This is a genomic window from Rhizobium sophorae (assembly GCF_013087515.1).
Lineage (GTDB): Bacteria > Pseudomonadota > Alphaproteobacteria > Rhizobiales > Rhizobiaceae > Rhizobium > Rhizobium sophorae.
In genome coordinates this window covers 144,145-163,433 of record NZ_JABFCN010000070.1, presented here as the reverse complement: position 1 = coordinate 163,433, position 19,289 = coordinate 144,145, and the positions used below count along the sequence as shown (strand labels likewise).

17 protein-coding genes and 2 pseudogenes are annotated in these 19,289 nt (G+C 60.9%); 9 read left to right on the top strand and 10 right to left on the bottom strand.

The window, feature by feature from the left end; translation table 11 throughout:
- Positions 1–23: 23 nt before the first annotated feature.
- From G9X64_RS34900 to G9X64_RS34890, 3 genes are all read right to left on the bottom strand, one after another.
- Positions 24–671, bottom strand: a complete 648-nt coding sequence (locus G9X64_RS34900; protein WP_168309410.1) for a BON domain-containing protein — start codon at positions 669–671, stop codon at positions 24–26.
- A gap of 123 nt (positions 672–794) precedes the next feature.
- Positions 795–2,150, bottom strand: a complete 1,356-nt coding sequence (locus G9X64_RS34895; protein ID WP_168309409.1) for a trypsin-like peptidase domain-containing protein — start codon at positions 2,148–2,150, stop codon at positions 795–797.
- A gap of 108 nt (positions 2,151–2,258) precedes the next feature.
- Positions 2,259–3,242 (bottom strand): zinc-dependent alcohol dehydrogenase family protein, encoded by a 984-nt coding sequence (locus tag G9X64_RS34890; protein WP_168309408.1) that lies wholly within the window; start codon positions 3,240–3,242, stop codon positions 2,259–2,261.
- A 164-nt stretch (positions 3,243–3,406) separates the two neighbouring features.
- Between G9X64_RS34890 and G9X64_RS34885 the strand changes: the two genes are divergently transcribed.
- Both G9X64_RS34885 and G9X64_RS34880 read left to right on the top strand, forming a co-directional pair.
- Positions 3,407–3,706 (top strand): hypothetical protein, encoded by a 300-nt coding sequence (locus tag G9X64_RS34885; RefSeq protein WP_168309407.1) that lies wholly within the window; start codon positions 3,407–3,409, stop codon positions 3,704–3,706.
- A 1-nt stretch (position 3,707) separates the two neighbouring features.
- Positions 3,708–4,118 (top strand): universal stress protein, encoded by a 411-nt coding sequence (locus G9X64_RS34880; RefSeq protein WP_168309406.1) that lies wholly within the window; start codon positions 3,708–3,710, stop codon positions 4,116–4,118.
- An 11-nt stretch (positions 4,119–4,129) separates the two neighbouring features.
- On the opposite strand, the gene G9X64_RS34875 is transcribed toward G9X64_RS34880, so the two are convergent.
- Positions 4,130–4,501 (bottom strand): hypothetical protein, encoded by a 372-nt coding sequence (locus G9X64_RS34875; RefSeq protein ID WP_168309405.1) that lies wholly within the window; start codon positions 4,499–4,501, stop codon positions 4,130–4,132.
- A 45-nt stretch (positions 4,502–4,546) separates the two neighbouring features.
- A complete protein-coding gene (locus G9X64_RS34870) occupies positions 4,547–5,005 on the bottom strand; it encodes a pyridoxamine 5'-phosphate oxidase family protein (protein ID WP_171378342.1) in 459 nt (152 codons plus the stop codon).
- A gap of 129 nt (positions 5,006–5,134) precedes the next feature.
- Between G9X64_RS34870 and G9X64_RS34865 the strand changes: the two genes are divergently transcribed.
- Complete coding sequence (locus G9X64_RS34865) at positions 5,135–5,956, top strand: universal stress protein (RefSeq protein WP_171378341.1); 822 nt, start codon at positions 5,135–5,137, stop codon at positions 5,954–5,956.
- Here G9X64_RS34865 and G9X64_RS34860 read toward each other — a convergent pair.
- On the bottom strand, positions 5,953–7,815 hold the full coding sequence (locus G9X64_RS34860; RefSeq protein ID WP_168309402.1) for a heavy metal translocating P-type ATPase: 1,863 nt from the start codon (positions 7,813–7,815) through the stop codon (positions 5,953–5,955). The two genes, G9X64_RS34865 and G9X64_RS34860, sit on opposite strands and share 4 nt — an antisense overlap.
- A gap of 28 nt (positions 7,816–7,843) precedes the next feature.
- On the bottom strand, positions 7,844–8,167 hold the full coding sequence (locus G9X64_RS34855; RefSeq protein ID WP_168309401.1) for a TraR/DksA family transcriptional regulator: 324 nt from the start codon (positions 8,165–8,167) through the stop codon (positions 7,844–7,846).
- Between the two features lie 238 nt (positions 8,168–8,405).
- Here G9X64_RS34855 and G9X64_RS34850 point away from each other — a divergent pair.
- Together G9X64_RS34850 and G9X64_RS34845 are read left to right on the top strand one after the other, a co-directional pair.
- A pseudogene (locus G9X64_RS34850) lies at positions 8,406–11,086 on the top strand (cation-translocating P-type ATPase).
- A 66-nt stretch (positions 11,087–11,152) separates the two neighbouring features.
- Positions 11,153–11,986, top strand: coding sequence for a universal stress protein (locus G9X64_RS34845; RefSeq protein WP_168309399.1), 834 nt, complete (start codon positions 11,153–11,155; stop codon positions 11,984–11,986).
- On the opposite strand, the gene G9X64_RS36915 is transcribed toward G9X64_RS34845, so the two are convergent.
- Complete coding sequence (locus tag G9X64_RS36915; RefSeq protein ID WP_246271163.1) at positions 11,899–12,552, bottom strand: hypothetical protein; 654 nt, start codon at positions 12,550–12,552, stop codon at positions 11,899–11,901. The two genes, G9X64_RS34845 and G9X64_RS36915, sit on opposite strands and share 88 nt — an antisense overlap.
- A 296-nt stretch (positions 12,553–12,848) precedes the next feature.
- Here G9X64_RS36915 and G9X64_RS34835 point away from each other — a divergent pair, with 296 nt between their 5' ends.
- A complete protein-coding gene (locus G9X64_RS34835; RefSeq protein WP_168309398.1) occupies positions 12,849–14,225 on the top strand; it encodes a peptidoglycan L,D-endopeptidase MepK in 1,377 nt (458 codons plus the stop codon).
- Positions 14,226–15,045: 820 nt separating this feature from the next.
- On the opposite strand, the gene G9X64_RS34830 is transcribed toward G9X64_RS34835, so the two are convergent.
- Both G9X64_RS34830 and G9X64_RS34825 read right to left on the bottom strand, forming a co-directional pair.
- The gene (locus tag G9X64_RS34830) at positions 15,046–15,435 is read right to left on the bottom strand and encodes a limonene-1,2-epoxide hydrolase family protein (RefSeq protein WP_168309397.1); all 390 of its coding nucleotides are present in this window, start codon (positions 15,433–15,435) and stop codon (positions 15,046–15,048) included.
- Positions 15,436–15,455: 20 nt separating this feature from the next.
- Positions 15,456–16,058 carry an NADPH-dependent F420 reductase gene (locus G9X64_RS34825; RefSeq protein WP_168309396.1) on the bottom strand — a complete coding sequence of 201 codons (603 nt, stop codon included), beginning with the start codon at positions 16,056–16,058 and terminating at the stop codon, positions 15,456–15,458.
- Positions 16,059–16,198: 140 nt separating this feature from the next.
- On the opposite strand from G9X64_RS34825, the gene G9X64_RS34820 reads away from it, so the two are divergent.
- The 3 genes and pseudogenes from G9X64_RS34820 (at position 16,199) to G9X64_RS34810 (ending at position 19,263) form a co-directional block, all read left to right on the top strand.
- Positions 16,199–17,128, top strand: coding sequence for a LysR family transcriptional regulator (locus G9X64_RS34820; RefSeq protein ID WP_168309395.1), 930 nt, complete (start codon positions 16,199–16,201; stop codon positions 17,126–17,128).
- Positions 17,129–17,343: 215 nt separating this feature from the next.
- A pseudogene (locus G9X64_RS34815) lies at positions 17,344–17,478 on the top strand (alpha/beta hydrolase); the annotation flags it as partial.
- Positions 17,479–18,306: 828 nt separating this feature from the next.
- The gene (locus G9X64_RS34810; protein ID WP_168309394.1) at positions 18,307–19,263 is read left to right on the top strand and encodes an NAD-dependent epimerase/dehydratase family protein; all 957 of its coding nucleotides are present in this window, start codon (positions 18,307–18,309) and stop codon (positions 19,261–19,263) included.
- The last annotated feature ends 26 nt before the right edge of the window (positions 19,264–19,289 follow it).

Below are 19,289 nucleotides of genomic sequence, written 5' to 3'. Positions count from 1 at the left end.
GTCAAGCCGCACCCGATATTCGATCACCCGACCGTTAGCCGGTCGTCGAGAGTGCTGATCCCCGGAGCGGACCATGCAGCGCGCTCCGCCGCCTGCCGTTCCGACCAGGTCTTCACATTGCCGGAGAGGATAACTTTTCTGCCCTTGACGTCGATCCTGATTGCATCGGCCTCAAGAGCGGCGTCGCGCTGGAACGCATCCTCTATGCGCTTCTTGACGTCCACGGCCGTAACCCGGGGCTTAAGCTCCACAAGGTTGGATACTCCCACCACGCCGGCGAGATCGCGCACTGCGTCGTAGGCTGCGTTCTTTTGATATTGCCACTCGACCTCGCCCCGCAGGGTGACCCACCCCTTGAGGACCCGCACCTGCACCGAATCCTTTGGCACGGAAACGTTCCAGTCGAGCATTTTGACAGCTCGCCGGGCGATGTCGTCGTCGTCTGTTTCCTTCGGCCCAAAAATCCGGACCTCGATATCAGCAGCTATTCCGCGTACGCCCTTGACGCGACTAACCACCCGCTCTGCGGCTTTTTTCTCCGCGTAGGTGCGCACGTGACCAGTCAGTGTGACGATCCCGCTATCGACCGCGACGCCGATATCAGCCGCGTCGATGCTGGGCTCGAATTCCATTTCGTCGAGAATGTTCTGTCTGAGTTGAATGTCGTTCATGACAACCTCCTTCAGGTTTGCGACATACCGATGGTGCCAGCGCCGCAGATTTCGTCGTTGATCTTCATCAAGCACGAGAGCGACCTTGGGATTTCAGCGGACAGAACACCGTCCGCGAACTCGCTACTGGGTCTGCACGTCGGCGGCCACGAAGAGGCGGTGGCCGTTCCTTATTACGGTGACGAGCGCGCGGGCATGCTCCTTCACGAGTATCGCGAGCAGTTGGCCGACGTCCGTTACCGGCTGCTGGTCGAGAGCGACGATAACGTCGTCCGGCTGCAGGCCGGCCTGTGCCGCGACAGAACCCTCGGCGACGACGACGACGCGCGCGCCGAGACCGTCGGGGGAGTTCGCCATCTCGACGTCGGCGAGAGGGCCGCGGGCGAAATGGATGGGACGGGGAGCAGCCGGTTCGGCGACCGGTGCGTCGGACACCACCGGAAACGCCTCTATCCTTTGGCTGGCGCGATCGATTTGGAAGGACGGCCTGGACTGCAACGGTAGCGATCCCACAATCCTGCGTACGTCGGACGCGCCGCGCACCGTCCTTCCCTCGACCATTCGGACGACGTCGCCCGGCTGAATTCCTGCATTCGCCGCCGGCGAACCGGGCCGAACTTCGCTGACGAGCGCCCCCGGCCCTTCATCGACGCCGAACGCCTTTGCGAGACCGGGCGTCAGGTCCTGAGTGAAAATTCCGACTTCGCCGCGCACCAGCTTGCCGGTCAGGATGAGCTGCCGCATCACGATGCCGACAGTCTCGGCGGGAACCGCAAAACCAATGCCGATGCTTCCTCCGGCGGGGCCGATGATCGCGCTGTTGATCCCGACGACGACGCCGTCCTCGCTTACAAGCGCGCCGCCCGAGTTGCCGGGATTGGTCGACGCGTCCGTCTGAATGAATCCTTCGTACCCCTCCGATCCCACGGCGCGGCGCCCAAGCGCGCTGACGATGCCCATCGTCGCGGTCTGGCCCAGGCCGAAGGGATTCCCGATCGCCACGACGACGTCGCCGACATGAAGCGAGGACGCGCTTCCAAAATCGGCTTGAACAAGATGATCGGGTGGAATTTGAACGACGGCGACATCCGTCTCAGGATCGGCGCCGACAAGTTTCGCTTTGAAGCGTCGGCCGTCGGAGAGCGCCACCTCGATTTTTGAGGCGCTTGCTATGACATGCTGGTTGGTGACGATGTAGCCGTGGACCTCGTCGATGATGACACCCGAGCCGGCCGATTGGAAGCCGTGCTCTGCCGGCGCGGCGTCGTCAGGTAGTCCGAAGAATTTTCTGTAGAAGGGATCAGCGAGCGTCGCATCCGCGTCGTCGAGTTCCCTGCCCTGCACCGAGATGCTGACGACGCTCGGCACGACACGCTGGAGCATCGGCGCGAGCGACAGGCTGTCTGCAACGGCTGGAGCCGACAACAGGCTCTCACCTGCGATGAAGAGCGCCCCCAGGGCTAGCAACGAACGCGACATCTCTGATCTCCTCGCGAAAGCGCCGCCGGTTGTCGGCGGACGTCTTGACGAAGAAGCTTCCGTGTAGCGCAAGCAATGCGCATTGATCCTCGTCAAGGGGAACCTAGGCTACGGAACGACCACGGCGGCTCCAGTGACGCGGCCTGCGCGCAGATCGTCGAGAGCCTCGTTCGCATGCTCGAGAGCGTAGACGCTGGTGACGCATCTGACCCCTGCCGCCTTCGCGATCGAGAAGAATTCCGCCCCGTCGCTCCGCGTCAGGTTCGCCACCGAGACGACCCTCCGCTCGCCCCAGAGCAGACGGTAGGGCATGCTTGGGATGTCGGACATGTGGATGCCGCCGCAGACCACCGTTCCGCCCTTCCGCACCACGTCGAGCGCCATCGGCACGAGCTCGCCGGCCGGCGCGAAGATGATGGCGGCGTCGAGCGGCACCGGCGGCCTTTCACCAGAGAATCCGGCCCACACGGCGCCAAGATCAAGCGCGAACTTCCGTCCGGCCTCGTCACCGGGACGCACGAAGGCATAGACGCTCTGGCCTCGATGCTTGCACACCTGCACGAGGATGTGGGCGGCCGCGCCGAACCCATAGATGCCGATCGTCCTCCCCTCGCCCGCCATCTTCAGGGATCGCCACCCGATGAGGCCCGCGCAGAGAAGAGGCGCGGTCGCCACAGGGTCCGGATCGTCAGGCAGTTCGAACGCGTACCCCGCTTCGACGACCGCATGCGTCGCGAAGCCGCCGTCGATCGTGTACCCCGTGAAGCCAGGCTCGTCGCACAGATTCTCGCGGCCCTCTCGGCAATATGCGCAGTGCCCGCAGGTGTGGCCCAGCCAGGGTACCCCGACTTTTCGACCGACAAGGCGACGAGGAACGCCCTCGCCCCTTGCGATCACGGTTCCCACAATCTCATGCCCTGGAACGAGAGGAAGCTTTGGCTGGGAGAGGTCCCCGTCGCAGACGTGAAGGTCCGTCCGGCAGACGCCGCAGGCCTCCACCTTGACGACGACCTGGCCGGGCGACGCTGGTGGGTCCGGCCGCTCCACGAGACGGAGCGGCCGCCCCACCTGTTCGAGTACCATCGCCCTCACGTCTGCCTCCATCGGAATGTACCACGGCCCTAGTCGTATCACCACCTTCCCACCTTGGATTGATCCCGGTCAAACATCCGGATTGATGCTCGTCAAAGACGGCACGCCCGGGGACAGATAGGCTCCTGAACACAGCGCCACGACCTCATCCAAAGGAGACGGACATGCGCGAACAAGAAAAGACCCGCAAGACAGCAACCAACGCAGCCACGACCATTCCTCCGGTCGAGCGAACGTCCGCAGACCTCGTTCTCGGACGTCGGGACGAGGATCGCTGGGAGGTGACGGCCGCGACGCCGCGAGGCCAGGCATGGGCGAGAGACCATTTCTGCTGCGCGCTCCGGCAATCCTTCACTGACACCATGTGTCTCGACATCATGAGCGCCGATCGACTTCTCAAGGAAGCGCATGACGATGGACTGACGACCGAGTTCGTTGGCCTGTCTGGAAAGGACATATACTGACATGTTCGCCACAGTCGTCTGCGCCATCGGCCGGGGATCCCGGCAACGCATGCTCCAGCTCGTCGAAACGGCCCGCGCGCAGCTCGCCCCCAACGGAAGCCTCCACCTCGTTCACGCGGTGGAGGGCCTACCCTCGTCCGCCTCGCCGGATGATTGGGCGATCGAGGTGATGGCCGCCGGCGAGACCAGACTTTCGGAAGCCCTTCGGTCGACCGACACTCCGGCTTCTATACACGTCCGGGCGGGCAACCCGTCGCAGGTCATCGTCGCCGTCGCAAAGGAGATCGCCGCCGATCTCGTCGTGATCGCCTCTCACCGGGACGACGTGCTCGACCGCGTCTTCGGCTCGGTCGTGGACCACGTCGTGCAGCGCGCACCATGCTCAGTGCTCGTCTTGCGAACGACCCGGTGACGCCGCGCGCTTCACACGACCGTCTTCGCTTCAGCCGCGCTGACCTGACCGGCGGCTACGTCGCGACACAGTTCTGCCGCGTGCGACAACAGTCGTGAACCGGTCTCGCAAAGCCGCGACACCTCCTTAGGATATTCCTCTAGCTCGGTCTCGACGAAGTCCGAAAGAACTTCGACCGCATCGCCGTGGTCGATGCTGCAGCCAAGTCGAGTCAGAAATTCAAAGCATCGAAGCCCTCGCCGGGCGGCGGACGCCGTCAAATCCGTGGTGACCGTGGCCGACGCGGCGAAGGTCTCGTCTTGAATCAAAGCCCCCGCGCGAAAGACGGGTGCGAGGTTGAAGTTGAATGTGGCGCTTGGATAAAGGCCGGCGAGATATGGCATGTGGTGCTCCGTTTGTGGGATGTGGGTTCGGCTCGAGCATCGGCGTCATTCCGTTCTGACTGCGCTCCGTCCCGACACGGCCGTGACGGCAATGCCGTAGAAGACGTGAGGAGAACCATCGAGCATTGGGAGCTCTTGGGGCTTCATGGAGCCGATCTCCCACCAGTCTGAATACTTTTGGAGAAGCGACCATGCATGGAGCCTTTCGCTTTGTCGCGTGTCGCTATCAGGAAACTCCTCGAACCTGCCTTCGACGACGACGCTCGTCCACCCGCCGGCGCTCGAACGCCGCTCGACGTGAAGGCAGACCTTGTCGTTTCCCCGCATCCAGTCGAGCTTCTTGCCGGGCATGGTGAAGCTATAGGCGACGCCGCTGGAAAAGGCGAAATAGATCGCCGCCACGTAAGGCTGCCCATCCTTGCAGCATGCTAGATGACCGAAGCGCTCGTTCTCAAGGATCCGGTAGCACTCAGCGGGGTTGATCTCTGTCAGCTTGATCGTCATGGCCGTGTCCTCCAGCTTTAGTGACGGCACGATCATAGGAGCTTCGTTGCGCCGCGGCCTTGACAAAGCGCAATGCGAACTCTCTCTGCGGCATTCATCATGACGGCAGTTTAACCTCAGGAGGCCAGCATGAAGCCGCAGTTCCATCTTCCGTTGTCGACCTATCCCGACGCGAGTTCCTTCGCCATAATCGACAATGCTATCAGCCTCGCTTTGCAGAATGACGCCCATCTCGTCGCCAGTATCCCGCAAGTCCGGATCCCCGAGGTCCATCCGCCCTTTCCCACCGTTATCGATGTCGACACATGGCAGGGACAAGCAGAGCGATATAGCCGGGACAGCGGGACTTCGCTGCGGGAACATCTCACCCACGCTGTTTCGGAGACTGGCTTCGAGGTGCGAATCCACGGATTCGAGGTCAGGGAACCGTTCGTCTATGAGCGCTTTTCCGAAATTGCCAGGTGCCACGACCTCTCCATCGTCGAGGCTTCGGAATTGTCCCGACAGCTTTCCGAGACGCTGCTGTTCGGAAGCGGCCGCCCCCTAGTGCTGTTTCCTGCGACCAGCGTCTGCTCTCGTGTGGACACGATCGCCCTTGCCTGGGATGGCAGCGCCACCGCGGCACGTGCCCTATCCTGCGCCCGCATCTTCATCGAGCGCGCGACCAAGGTGCAGGTCATCTCGATCACCGACGACAAGGAGATCGACGACGCCAACCGCGCGCTCCTGATCTCTTCTTTGAAGCACTCGGGGTTCGAAGTGCAAGACGTATCGCTTCAGGCAGGCGGAGAGACCGCGACCGCCGCCATCCAATCGGCCGCGCTGGAACGAAAGGCGGACCTATTGATCGCGGGCGGGTTTGGCCATTCGAGACTTCGTGAATTCATCCTCGGCGGAGTCACTCGGGAACTGCTGGTCAAGGCCGTGCTACCAGTGCTTCTCGCCCATTAGAGGGCGCGAAGGGCGTTGAGGATGACCGCCACGTCAATGGCCTCCTGAAGCAACGCGCCGCCGACCGGCGGAAGGTATCCCGCTCCCGCAAACCCCATTGCGATGAGCGAGAGACCTATGCCCGTATAGACGCTTTGAAGCGCGATCTTGCGGGAACGACGCGCAATGCCAATCGCCGTCGCTATCTTGGTGAGGTCGTCCCGGACGAGCACGATATCCGCAGCCTCCGCGGCCGCCGCAAGGTTCTCGACGCCGACCGCAATTCCGACGTCGGCTGCCGCCAGCGCTGGCGCGTCGTTCACGCCGTCGCCGACCATCAGCACTTTCCCGTGGACGCGCTCCTTTTCGACGACTGCGACTTTGTCTGCGGGAGCGAGCCTCGCTGCGACGTCGTCCAAGCCAAGCGAGCGAGCGATGGCTGTCGCGATAGCCAACTCGTCACCAGAAGCCAGCACTATTCGAGAGATTCCCGACGCCCTAAGCTGGGCGACGAGTTGGACAGCATCTTCGCGAAGCCGGTCTTCGAGCGTGATCGTGCCAGCCGGCGTGCCGTCAAACAGCACCTTTACACGCATTGCACTGCCTGACCCGTTCGGCCCGGCCGGCGGCGCCTCTCCGAAATACGTGTCTCCTCCGACGCCGACACGCACGCCATCGACGATCCCGGAAATTCCGGATCCCGCGGTCTCGGTAACCTCCAATGGGCGGCTCAGTACCAACCCACGTCTATGCGCCTCGTCTACTAGCGCGCGTCCGACCACGTGCCCCGACGCCTGGTCCAGCGAGGCGGCCAGCCGCAGGATCCTGTCGGGATGTCCCGGTCCCTCGATGTGCCCGACTTCCGGCTGTCCCGCAGTGAGCGTCCCCGTCTTGTCGAACACCGCCACGGTGGCCTGGGCGAGTGCCTCGAGAGGTCCGGCACCCTTCACCAGAACGCCCTCCTTGGCGGCTTTTGAAGTGCCGGCCGCAAGTGCGACGGGTACGGCCAGGATCAAGGGACAGGGCGTGGCGACGACCAGGACGGCCACGATCCGCGACATGTCTCCGGACATGAATGCCGAGCCTCCCGCGACCGCGATCGTGGCGAATAGGAGCCACACTGAGAACCGGTCGGCTAGGCGCATCAGCTTCGCCTTGGAACGTCTCGATGCTTCCACGAGCCTGACTATACCGGCATAGGTGCTGTCCTCGGCGCGGCTTAGAACGCGGATTTCAATCGCATCGCCCTCGTTCGTAGCGCCGCTCGAAATGTTGCCACCCCTGACGATGCGCACCGGGAAAGGCTCTCCGGTCAGCACCGCCTGGTCGATCGTCGCGACTTCGCCGACGAGCGCCCCGTCGGCCGGTACGACGTCGCCCTTGCGTATCAGGAGCACGTCACCGACCGCGATCTTCTCGATCGAAATTTCTTGGAAACCGGTTCCGTCAAGCCGCAGGGCCGTCCGCGGAACTTGCGCCAGCAAAGCCGACATGCCCTCGTCGGCGCGACGATGTGCGTACACCTCCAGAAACTGACCGCCGGAATACATGAGACCGACGATCGCGCCGGCAAGATATTCGCCGAACCACAAGGAGGACCCCATCGCCAGGGCCGCGATCAGGTCCAGGCCGTATTCCCCATTTCGCACCTTCTTGGCGATCTCAACGCAAAGGGCCGCGAGGATCAGACTGGTGCAGCCGATGAGGATTGACTTGAATCCAAGGCCGTTGCCCGCGAGATAGAAGGCAAATGCGATCATAAGTGCAAAAAGCGACGACAGCACCAGAAGGCCGGACCGGGATCTCCCGTCCGTCAGACGCGAGAGGCTGCCCTGAGGGTGCGTCCACCTATCAGCCCACCAAGCCGCCGCTGTAGCCACCTCTCACCCTCCCATCAATCCAGAAGCCTCAGCGGAACGATTTTGCGCAATCGATGCAGAACGGCGTATAGGGAACGGCAGTCAGCCGCTCCTTGCCGATCGGATGATGGCATTTGACGCATTTCCCGTATGTGCCGTCGTTGAGCCTTTCGATCGCCGCGTCGATGGCCGCGATCTGGTCGCGCCCCTCGGCTTGCATCTCGCGAAGAACTTCGTCGTTCTCAACCTGGGTCGCGCGTTCCTCGCTGTCCTTCTCGAGCGCGACGCAGAGATCTGCGTCGATCGCTCCGAGACGACGAACAAGGTCCTCCTTCATCGTCTGCAACACCGTCTGCACCGAGCTTTTATTCATTTTAATCGCCTTTCAATCTTGCCGGATCAATCTGGGTCCACACGCGACGCCGTCGGAACACCGATCCAAACGCACCGCCTTCGAAACGCTGTGGCCGCATATGCCGCGGCCCACAAATCGTCTGCAGCATATCTCAGTCCGATCGAAACTCCTTGATCCCGGTCAATGCCCCGTGCGCGGGTGCACATAGGCTGTCTCGTGAGCTTTCAATGAAATCGTTGCGACAAGACCGGAGCCCATGATGAATCTCACGGCGCAGACACCCGCCTCCAAAACGCCCAAGGCGAGCGGACTGACGAGCGTCGAGGCCGAGCAACGCCTTGCCAAGCTCGGGCCAAACACGCTGCCCGAGCCTGAGCCCCCATCGCCGCTGAAGGTCTTCCTCGTTCAATTTCGCAACCCGATCATCTACATTCTTTTGCTGGCGTCGGCGCTCTCGTTTGCGACCGGCAGGATCGAAGACGCCCTGTTCATTCTCGTCGTGCTTCTGATCAATGCCTGCATAGGCACGTATCAGGAGTATTCTGCGGATCGAGCGGCCGCCGCCCTTCGTAAGCTCGAGCAGCCGTCGGCGAGGGTCATCCGGGACGGCGCGGCTTGCAAGATCGAGGCCAAGCGGCTGGTGGTGGGCGATCTCGTTCTTCTGGAATCCGGCGACAGGGTCCCTGCCGATCTGATGCTTGTCGATGCGAGCGACCTTCGGTGCGACGAGTCGCTTCTGACCGGCGAGTCGATGCCAGTCCCCAAAGGGCGGGCGGTCGAAGGCTCGTCGGATGAAAACCGCAATTCCCTGCTGTTGCTCGCAGGTTCCCTGGTGACGCGCGGGCGAGCTAAAGGCATTGTGACCGCTACAGGCCCCGCGACGATGCTTGGCAGCATCGCCGTCGAGTTGGGAAGAGCCAGCTCGTCGCAGCCCCCGCTCGTCGCCCGTCTAGCGAAGTTCACGAACGCGCTCGCGGTTTTCGTAGGGTTGGCAGCATTGGTGCTGGTGCTAGCAGGCTTCATGCGGGGCCTCCCTTTGCACGATCTTGTCATGATGTCCGTAGGTCTGGCAGTGAGCGCTGTTCCGGAAGGGCTTCCGATCGCCATCTCCGTCGCGCTTGCCGTCAGCATGCGGCGGATGGCCGCCCGCAACGTCATCGTCCGAAGCATGCCGGCCGTGGAGGCCCTGGGTTCGACCACGATCATCGCCACGGACAAGACGGGGACCTTGACGAGCAACGTACAGACGGTGACCGAATTCGCCTGCCGGACGGAACGGACATCGCCTTTGACGCCCATGCCGATCTCGACAAGTGCGAGATCAGGGCGAGCGGCCTGGACAGCGACCTTGTCCGCGAGAGAGCGCGCAGGCTGCTACGCGCTGCACTGCTCGCAAATGAAGGAACCCTGGCTCGCCATGACGATCTCTGGGTCGCCGCCGGAGACACGGTCGACGTGGCGCTTCTTGCAGCTGGGCGAAAGGCGGGGCTGGCACAGGGAGAGCTGAACGACCGATACCCGCTGGCGGCAAGGATCGCCTACGAGCCCGAGCACAAATACGCTGCATCATTCCACCACGGCAGCGATCGGATCCATGTCTTCGTCAAGGGGGCGTCGGAGGTGCTTATAGAAATGTCTGATCGCATGGACTCCGCAGGAAACGTAGTCGAAATCGACCGTGCGTCGCTTTTGGCGCAGAAGGAAGAAATGGCCACTCGAGGCCTCAGGGTGCTCGCGTTCGCCGAAGGGGAAATCGGCGCGTCCCTCGCCGGAAGTTTCGGACACGGTCACCTTGTCGATCTCGTGTTCTTGGGGCTGGCAGGACTGCAGGATCCGGTTCGACCTGAAGTACCGAAGGCTATGAAAGACTGCCGCGCGGCCGGCGTGGAGGTCGTAATGGTAACCGGGGACGACCCGCGGACCGCTGCCGCGATTGCCAGAGATGCCGGCCTGAACTTTCACGCCAGCCAGGTGGTTTCGGGCCACGATATCGATGAAGCTGCACGAGCGGGCGACCAACGGCTGGACGAGATTACGAGAGGAGCCCGCATCTATGCCCGCGTGCAGCCGGCGCAGAAATCGTCGATCGTCGGATCCCTAATCCGCAACGGCCACATTGTCGCCGTCACCGGAGACGGTGTGAACGACGGTCCGGCTTTGAAGAAGGCGCATGTCGGCGTTGCAATGGGGCTCAGGGGAACAGAGGTGGCGAAGGAAAGCGCCGATCTCGTCGTCACGGACGACAACTTTGCATCCATCGTCACGGGGATCGCCGAAGGCAGGGCGGCCTATCGCAACATCCGCAAGGTGGTGCTGATGACGGTCGCAACGGGCGCCGCCGAAGTCCTGCTCTTCATGCTCGCGCTGCCATTCGGCCTCCCCATGCCACTCCTCCCTGTTCAGCTCTTATGGCTCAATCTCGTGACAAACGGCATCCAGGACGTTGCCCTTGCCGGCGGAAGGCCGGAAGGAGACGAGTTGGCGGGGCCGCCGCGTTCTCCGCTCGAGCCCATCCTCGACCGGACGATGATCCGGCGCGTCGTCCAATCGACGATCGTGATCGGCGGAGCAGCGTTCCTCGCCTTCCAATGGATGATTGCGCATGGATATGGCGCTCCCGAAGCCCGTAACATAACCCTTCTCATCTTCGTGCTGTTCGAGAACGTCCAGACGCTGGCATGCTCCTCCGAAAGACGATCGATATTCTCCATCGATATCCTTCGGAACCGCTTCCTGCTCCTCAGCGTGCTCGCGGCACAGACGATCCACATCTCGGCGATGTACGTGCCATGGCTTAGCAGAACTCTTGGCCTTTCGCCGATCACGCCTCTTGAATGGGGTCTCAGCATGCTGATGGCGAGCTCCCTCGTTCTCGTGACCGAGGTCGACAAGTTCTTCTCCCGGAGACGCCGCGATCGTTCATCCCGCGTTGCTTGACGAAGATCAAAGACGTCAGCGCAAGTGCCGTTATTCTTTCGATATTCAACAAGAGAGGTGACCGAAATGTCCATTCGCACGGTATTGAGTATCCTGACTTCCAAATATTTCGACGAAGACCTGAAGGCCGCCGTTGAGTTTTGCGGAGCCTCCGGAGCGCATCTCACCGCGGTCGTGATCTGCATGGGCGCGTCGCCAACGACGGGAGGATACAACTCCCTGTCGACCGTCTGGCTCGACGAACGCCAGCGCGAAATCGAGGAACTCGTCAAGAAAGCCGAAGAGATCAAGGAAAACTTGTCGCGCACCGGTCTGTCCTACGACGTGCAGGACGTCTATACGGAATTCGCGTTTGCCCGGGAGGACATTGCAGAACGGGCGCTCTATGCCGACGTCGTACTCGTCGGCCGCCAAGCCTGCAAGGACGAGGAACTCCAGAAACGGGTCATGGATGGCGCTCTATTCCAGACGCCGACGCCGGTCATCATCAACCGCGGACGGCGGCCGCTCTCTTCCACTTCCAAATCGATCGTACTGGCGTGGGATTCGAGCGACGAGGCATCGCGTGCCGCAAGGCAGGCCCTAGATCTGTTGAAGATGGCTGACTGCGTCTACGTGACGATGGTCGATCCAGTCTCGCGAGAGCGGGTGAATGGAGAAGAACCAGGCGCCGACATCGCGAGCTTCCTCTCCCGTCACGGTGTCAAGGTTCAGGTGGATCGTGTGGCCAGCGGCGGAAACAGGGCTGACGAGATCTTGAGGCAGCATGCGACGGATGTGAATGCCGACTTGATCGTCATGGGCGCATACAATCACCCTCGCTGGCAGCAGACGCTCTTCGGAGGCGTGACGCGCAACATGATCGAGCAAAGCAGCATGCCAATATTCATGGCGCATTGACGGGGGAGGACAACGGCCGCGCTCCATGCGCGGCCGTGCCGGAGTGGCGGCATGTCGCTTTCGGACACCATGGGTACTGACCATCTAAATCTCACCAGCCACGTCGCTGGTCTCCACAAGATGGTCAATGTGGTGTGGAAAGGGGCGCTCGCTCGTCTGCGAAGGGTCACGTCGTCGTCAGACAGCGGACCGGGCTGTGCGAACAGCTCTTCCAGGGTTTTCTTCACAGGCTCGAAGGTCACCAGGAATCTGCCGTCAGCATCGAGGACTCTCTGGGTGCCCCGTGCCTTTGCTGCATCCAAGACCTCACGGATGCGGGCCTCGGCGTCTTGTCTCTGCCAGTAGGAACTTTGCGGGGCTTCGAATACGGCTTGCACGAGGAACGGATCGTTCATCTCTTGCGGGATGCAGGGCTGATCGGCGAGTCCAAGCTGTCGCACGGTTGCGTTCACTTCGACGCCGAGAACGCACACCAAATTCTCGTCGAAGCTGCAAAGACACTTACGAGTCGGGAAGCCCGTGTTGAACTTGGCATTACCGAAACAGTCATGAATGGGCTTCTCCAACGAGGGCTCCTCGCCCGTAGAGCCGAGAGCCGACACCCGCATCTATCAACTGGCAAGGTCACTAGTCAATCTGGCTATTAGCGGGGTTCTTCTGGCAAGATCTATTTGGAGAACCCAAGCAGTCGCCGAACCAAAGAACCAGCAGCAATTCTACTACGGCGGCAATGCCACCTCGATGACGGGCACCGAGCTTACTCATCCCCTCGTTAGGAATTTATTGACCATAAGCTGGCTTTATTGAGCGTGATGGATGCGGAGTCTCCCGCCCGTCGTCGAGTGTTTGGTGTAGGACGGGTTTGTTGGTGTTGAAGTATCCAGTGCAAGAATTGTCGGGCGCAGCCTTGGGCGGCATTGCTACGCTCCTGTCGCGCGCAAAACGCTTCGGAGCGAAGACTATTCTGCCGGCTCTGTTTGCGCTTCCGGCACTTGTCGGCTCCGCATCATTTGCCTCTGCGGAAGATCGTGCCCTGAAGCTGTTCTTTACCCATACGGGCGAGAGGGCCACGATTACCTACAAGCGGGATGGAAAGTTCGATTCAAGGGGCCTTGCCCAGATCAACCGGTTTCTGCGCGACTGGCGAAGGAACGAGCCGACCCGAATGGATCCCCGGCTGCTCGACCTGGTCTGGGAAGTATACAAGCGCAGCGGCGGCAAGGATTACATCCACGTCGTCTCCGCCTATCGCTCCCCGGCCACCAACAACATGCTCCGCAACCGCTCGCGCAGCACGGGCGTCGCCAAGAAGAGCCAGCACATGCTGGGCAAGGCGATGGACTTCTACGTTCCCGGCGTGAAGCTTTCGACGCTGCGCGCCGTTGCGATGCAGATGCAGGTCGGCGGCGTCGGATATTATCCGACCTCGGGATCGCCCTTCGTGCATCTCGACGTCGGCAACGTCAGGGCCTGGCCCCGCATGTCCCGGCAGGAACTCGCCCGAATATTCCCGAATGGGCAGACGATACATCTTCCGGCCGACGGCCGGCCCCTGCCTGGATATAATCAGGCGGTTGCGAACCACAGGAAACGCGTCAGCACCACCTCGATCCAGATCGCCAGCACAGCTGGAGAAGACGAAGACGCAGGACCCTCGACCACGTCGCGCAGCGACACCACGGAGAGCAAGCTCGTAACGGCACTTCTGCCAACGCCGAAAAGCCGCGCATTGAACGCGCTCGCGTTGCAAACCGGCGCGGTCGAGCAGGATAAAAAACCATCCGCTCCGGATCTGTCCTCTCTCTCGATTCCGATACCGGCGATGCGCCCGCCCGCCCTCGAGCACGAGGCGGACGAGGACGACAAGCTGGAGACTGCGTCGATCGGCCCGATTGCCGCACTTCCGGAGAGACAGACGTCGGCCTTGCCGGCCCACGCTCGCTTCCATCCCCTCGTTGCTGCACAGGAGACCTCCAGGCGGGGTGCCGATATGATCGCCTCCCTGCCCATGACCGCTTCCTGGGAAGAGCCGATTTTCCTTGGATCGACTTCCGACGCGGCGCTAATGACATGGGCGCTGCATTCTCCCGGCGAAGCAATTGGATTGAGCGCGCCTCGCGTCTCCCCCCGCACGGTTCATCGCGAGGTCAATGTCGCAACGTCAGGTGAGGATGTCGCCCCGGTCGCCGCCAGAGGTCCGTTCGATGCCAGCCGGTTTGCGGTGCGGCCGAAGGGCTGACCTCGATCATCGAGGCTTGATGCGACGGCAATCGCGGCCGAGATCCACAGCGATCTTCCTCACGAGCCTTCGCCCGTTCGAGTACACCGTCAACCCCTTCAGGTTTGAGCTTCTTTCCTGGATGAAAAGCCATTCGGATGACGCACGAATATTCGTTTTCGGAAATTATTTCCAGCTCGAGGAATCGCAATCGTGCCTGGGGCTCATGTTTCAGAGAAAATCCGATGCCTCCATATTCCTGCGGGAAGCGACCTATCCGCCGGCCAACCAGCATTTGGATCAACTGCCATTTTTCCCATCTCATCTTGCGATATCGTCAAGCTTCACTGTGATTACGACAAGGAGAAATGCCTCACGAGCAGCAGGGGTGTGTTCCGTTCATCACAGACTGGAACCATCTGACAGCCGAATTTTTGACGACCCTGCTTGGTGACATTCTGGAAAAGAGAACCGTCGACCTACGGGGCGACGGTCTCCTCGATTTCCTGGTACCGCCACACGCCAGACAATCCGAACGTACTGCAAGTTCTCAGCCGAACGCCGGCCCAACGTCTTCCGCTTCTCCATGAGATTGAGCGGACAGACGCCGGGAACGACGTTGAACCTGGTGTTCAAGTATGGATTTGCGGCATACCCCATCATGTCGATGACCTGGTTCTGATCGCGCATGATCTGGAAGCAGACGATGAACGCCTTCCACTTCCCGTCCTCATTCCGACGTCACCGAACTCGACATCGCCCCGCGGCTGAACTTGATCGTCAGGGCGTGTCCGCCGCGCCGCTGCGAAACGCCTTCGTTGGTATCAGCTCCCGCCCTTCCTCAGCCTTTGATCGCCGCAAGCTGCCGGTCGAAATCGCCGGGGTCGAAATAGTCGCGCCATATGGTGATCATCCCGTTTTCGATGGTGATGGTTCCCATGACCGGCAGGGTGATCTTGCCGCCGCCCTCGTGGGTGAAGACATCGATACGCTCATTGAGGACGACATTGCCCGATGCGGCTATGTTCGTCACCTTCCAATCGACGGTGAAGGTGCTGCCTATGCCGAAGTCCTTGTGAAACTTCCGCACGTTCTCCCGCCCGATGATGTTCGGGAAAGGGACGTTGTCGTAGAGGACGTTGGCCGACAGCATCGCCAAGGCCTCATCAATGCGGTTGGCCGTCCAGTGGTCGAAGAATGCGACGGCCAGATCGACAGGGTTCGTGGACATGATGGTCTCTCCAATGCGGCTCACGCAAACTTTACAAGGTTGAGGGCCGGCAGCGGGCCGCCCGGGAACTGGGTGAGCTTGCCGCCGACGGCAACTGGCCCAAGGTCGATGCCGGCAAAGCCGAGCCTCTCTATCAGCGCGCCGACCTCGGCTTTCGCCGCGGCGTCATCGCCGGAATAGAAGAGAACGCGCTGGCCGCCTTCGGCACGCGGATCGCGGGAAACGAGATCCGCCAGCAGATGGTTGAACGCCTTGACGACGCGGGCGCCGGGCACGAGATCGGCGACGATTTCTGTCGAGAGGCGGCCGTGCAATTCCGCAGGCTTGAAGAGCGGCGCCTCGATCGGGTTATTGGCGTCGATGACGATCCGGCCGTTCCAGTTGGGTAGCCCTGCAAGCGCTCTCGGGAGTTTCGACCAGTTGACCGCGACGAAGACAATATCCTGCGAAGCCGCCCGCTCGCGTGTGCCCGCCGATACGGAGGGGCCGATGGCCGCGACCGTCTCCGCGAGGCTCTCCGGGCCGCGGCTGTTCGACAGGACGACCGAGATGTCGTGACGGGCGAGTGCGGTGGCGATTGCGCGGCCGATATTGCCTGCGCCGATGATGCCGAAAGTGGTCATGTCATGTCTCCATAATGTATTCAGGGTCAGGCAGTCTGGCCGCTATTCGATGTTCGACGAGGTGAAGATGGCCTATTTATTCCCTCATGATTAGCGGGTATTTCTGCGAGTGAGTTTCAAGCATTTGTTGAAAGAGACCTATGGAGAGCCTCGCCAATCTTGAATCCTTCGTCCGCAGCGCCGAGCTCAGAAGCTTTTCCGCAGCCGCCCGCCGCCTCGGCCTCACTCCGGCTGGGGTCAGCCGCAACGTCGCTGCCCTGGAAGCCAATCTGAAGCTGCGCCTGTTTCATCGCAGCACCCGGAAACTGACGCTGACGGAGGCTGGAGAGCGTTTCCTGATTTCGATCCGCGATCACCTGGAACAGCTCCAGATGGCCATTGCAGATGCCTCCACCGAGCAGGCGAAGCCGGCCGGCATATTGAAGATCAGCATGGGGCCGACCTTCGGCATCGGTTATATTCTGCCGCTGCTGCCGGAATTCATGAAGGCGTATCCGCTGATCCGGCCCGAATGGATGTTCGAGAACAGGCAGGTCGACCTGATCGCGGAAGGTTACGACGCTGCCATCGGCGGCGGCTTCGAACTTGCCCAAGGCATTGTGTCCCGCCCACTCGCGCCGGCGCATCTTATCGCGGTGGCCTCGCCCGACTATATGCGAAACCAGGTGCCTCCCACGGACCCCTCCAGCCTGGCCGCACTCGACGGCATCGTCATGAGATCGCTGCGCACCGGGCGGATCACGGAGCGACAGATGCGCAATGCCGCCGGAGAGCTGCAGACGGTTTCACTGAAGGAGACAATCATCCTGAACGATCCGGCCGCCATGCGGGCATCGGCTCTGCTCGGCCTCGGGGTGACATTGATCGCCAAGCCGGACGCCCTGCCCGATATCGAGAGCGGCAGGCTCGTTCGGCTCCTGCCTTCCTGGTGGGTCGATGCGGGCCCGATCTCGATCTATTATGCAAGCAGGAACCTGCTGCCCTCCAAGACGCGGGTGTTCATAGATTTCGTCGTCGAGCACTTCGAAAGGGAAGGGTATCCGAAACGGTTTGCCGGCAGCCTGGGTTGAGAAGATTGGGAACGGATCCCCCTGCCCGGCAATTGTCGCGCTTTATTCTCTGGCACTCTGAATGGGTCAGATCTCACCTTGTCCACGCAGTGCGCTCGCAGCGACCGTTAGTGCGCGAGCAGTTGCTCATAGGTGCTTCGCAAACGGTCAAAGCGATCATTTTCCGGCAGAAGACGCCGCCCCTGAGGGTCCGGTCGGGTCGTTGGCGAGGGTCCGCCTATCTTCGCGACCTGCCGGATGCCGAACTGCATCTTCTCGATAGCGGCCATTTCGCGCTGGAAGACAAGCTGGACGTGATGGCGCCGCTCATTCACGACTCTCTTGACCGAAAACTCGCTAAGAGGAACTGAGTTCGAAGCCGCGCAGCTTCTCTGGGCTGCGCAGCACGGCTGCCAAGAGAGCGCTGCACCGGTTGGCCGTGTCAGGTTTATCCAGATTTGAGTTCGCTCCAGCGGTGCACGCGCATCGGTCCGAAAACCGGAATCTCTTCTCGGAAAAAATGAGGTAGATCCAATGTGTTAAAGCGTTGCCGAGGCGCTTGAAAAGGCGCGCGGGCGCCATAGTTTGGATTTTCGAACGACGACGACGCTGGGAGAATTCAGACCAAAGTCTGATCCACCCCCGGACTTCGTGCCCATACTAAACTTTCGATCGCTGTAATAACAATAATATATTCTCAAGTAACGAGGCGAGATGATGTGAGAAACGAGGCCAGCTTCATTGGATCGCATTTATGTGACGACTTTTACTTAGATAGTGATACCCGGAAACTGGTTGTTGTTGACAATCTTCGCACCGGACCTTTCAAAAATATAGCGCACATCAAGGACCCCCATTTCCACAGGCAACCTCAGCTGATCCGGACCTCGTTGGAGAGGTTCTCGATACCCATGCCGATTCCTTCGATCGAACCCGCAGATTGTCGCGGCCGTGGGAACGGATAGTCGAGTTCGGGCGGGTCGTGATGATCGTGCGACGACCATCTGCGGCATCCGCTCCGGCGCAACTGCTCGTATCGAGCGCCGCATCGGCAGCACCACGCGTCGCCTTAAAGTAGGTAGATTTAACGATTAACATTAATACGCGAGTATTTCTTAGAATTTTTCTAAGTAATTGTCATGCATTACAGGCGATGCTAATAAACAAGTACCTTATCTCAAGTCACGAGGCGCAAAGCAATGAAAAGCGTATTGATTTCTGGCGGGGCTGGCTTCATCGGATCCCACTTGTGTGATCGACTTTTGCTTAGGACGGACATTCAGAAGCTGGTCGTTGTCGACAACCTCTGGACCGGGCTTTTCGAAAATATCGCGCACATCAGGGACCCCCGTTTCCACTTCGTGAAATCCGACGTTGAGACGCTGCAGACCTCGGATAAATTCGACGAAATCTATCACCTTGCATCCCCCGCATCGCCGCCGTGGTACATGAAGGAGCCGAAGAGGACGATCTCCGCCAATCTTCTCGGGGCGTTCCGGTTGCTCGACTTGCTGAAGAAGGGCGGACGTTTCGGTTTCACCTCTTCTTCCGAAGTCTATGGCGATCCCCTGGTGTCGCCGCAGCCGGAATCCTACAAAGGCCAGGTCGACTGTACCGGACCGCGCTCGTCCTACGACGAGAGCAAAAGGTGCACGGAGTCGCTGCTGTTCGAGATGCAGCGTACCCAAGGGCTCGACGTCAAGATCGTTCGCCCCTTCAACATCTATGGTCCCCGGACACGCTCCGACGATGGGCGCGCGGTCTCCAACTTCATCACCCAGGCGCTTTCGGGTCGCCCGATTACCGTGTTCGGCGACGGCCTTCAGTCACGCAGCTGGGGCTATGTCGATGACATTGTCGATGGTTTCGCGCGATATTTCTGGATGAATGAAACCGACTACAAGGGGCCTCTGAACGTCGGCAATGATCGCGAGATTTCGGTTCTCGAGGTTGCGCAATATGTCTCCAGACTCGTTGGCGGCGTGCCGATCGTCTTCGAGCCGTCACCGCCGCAGGACCCCACGAACAGACGGCCGGACTTGACCAACGCGTACTATGTCATGCCCGAGTGGTCGTGCAAAATCTCCTACGAACAGGGCGTGGCGATGACGCTCGATTGGTTCAGGGACCAAATGAAGGCGCACGCGGCAGAATAAACCATGATGACTTTCGAGGCTCGCGT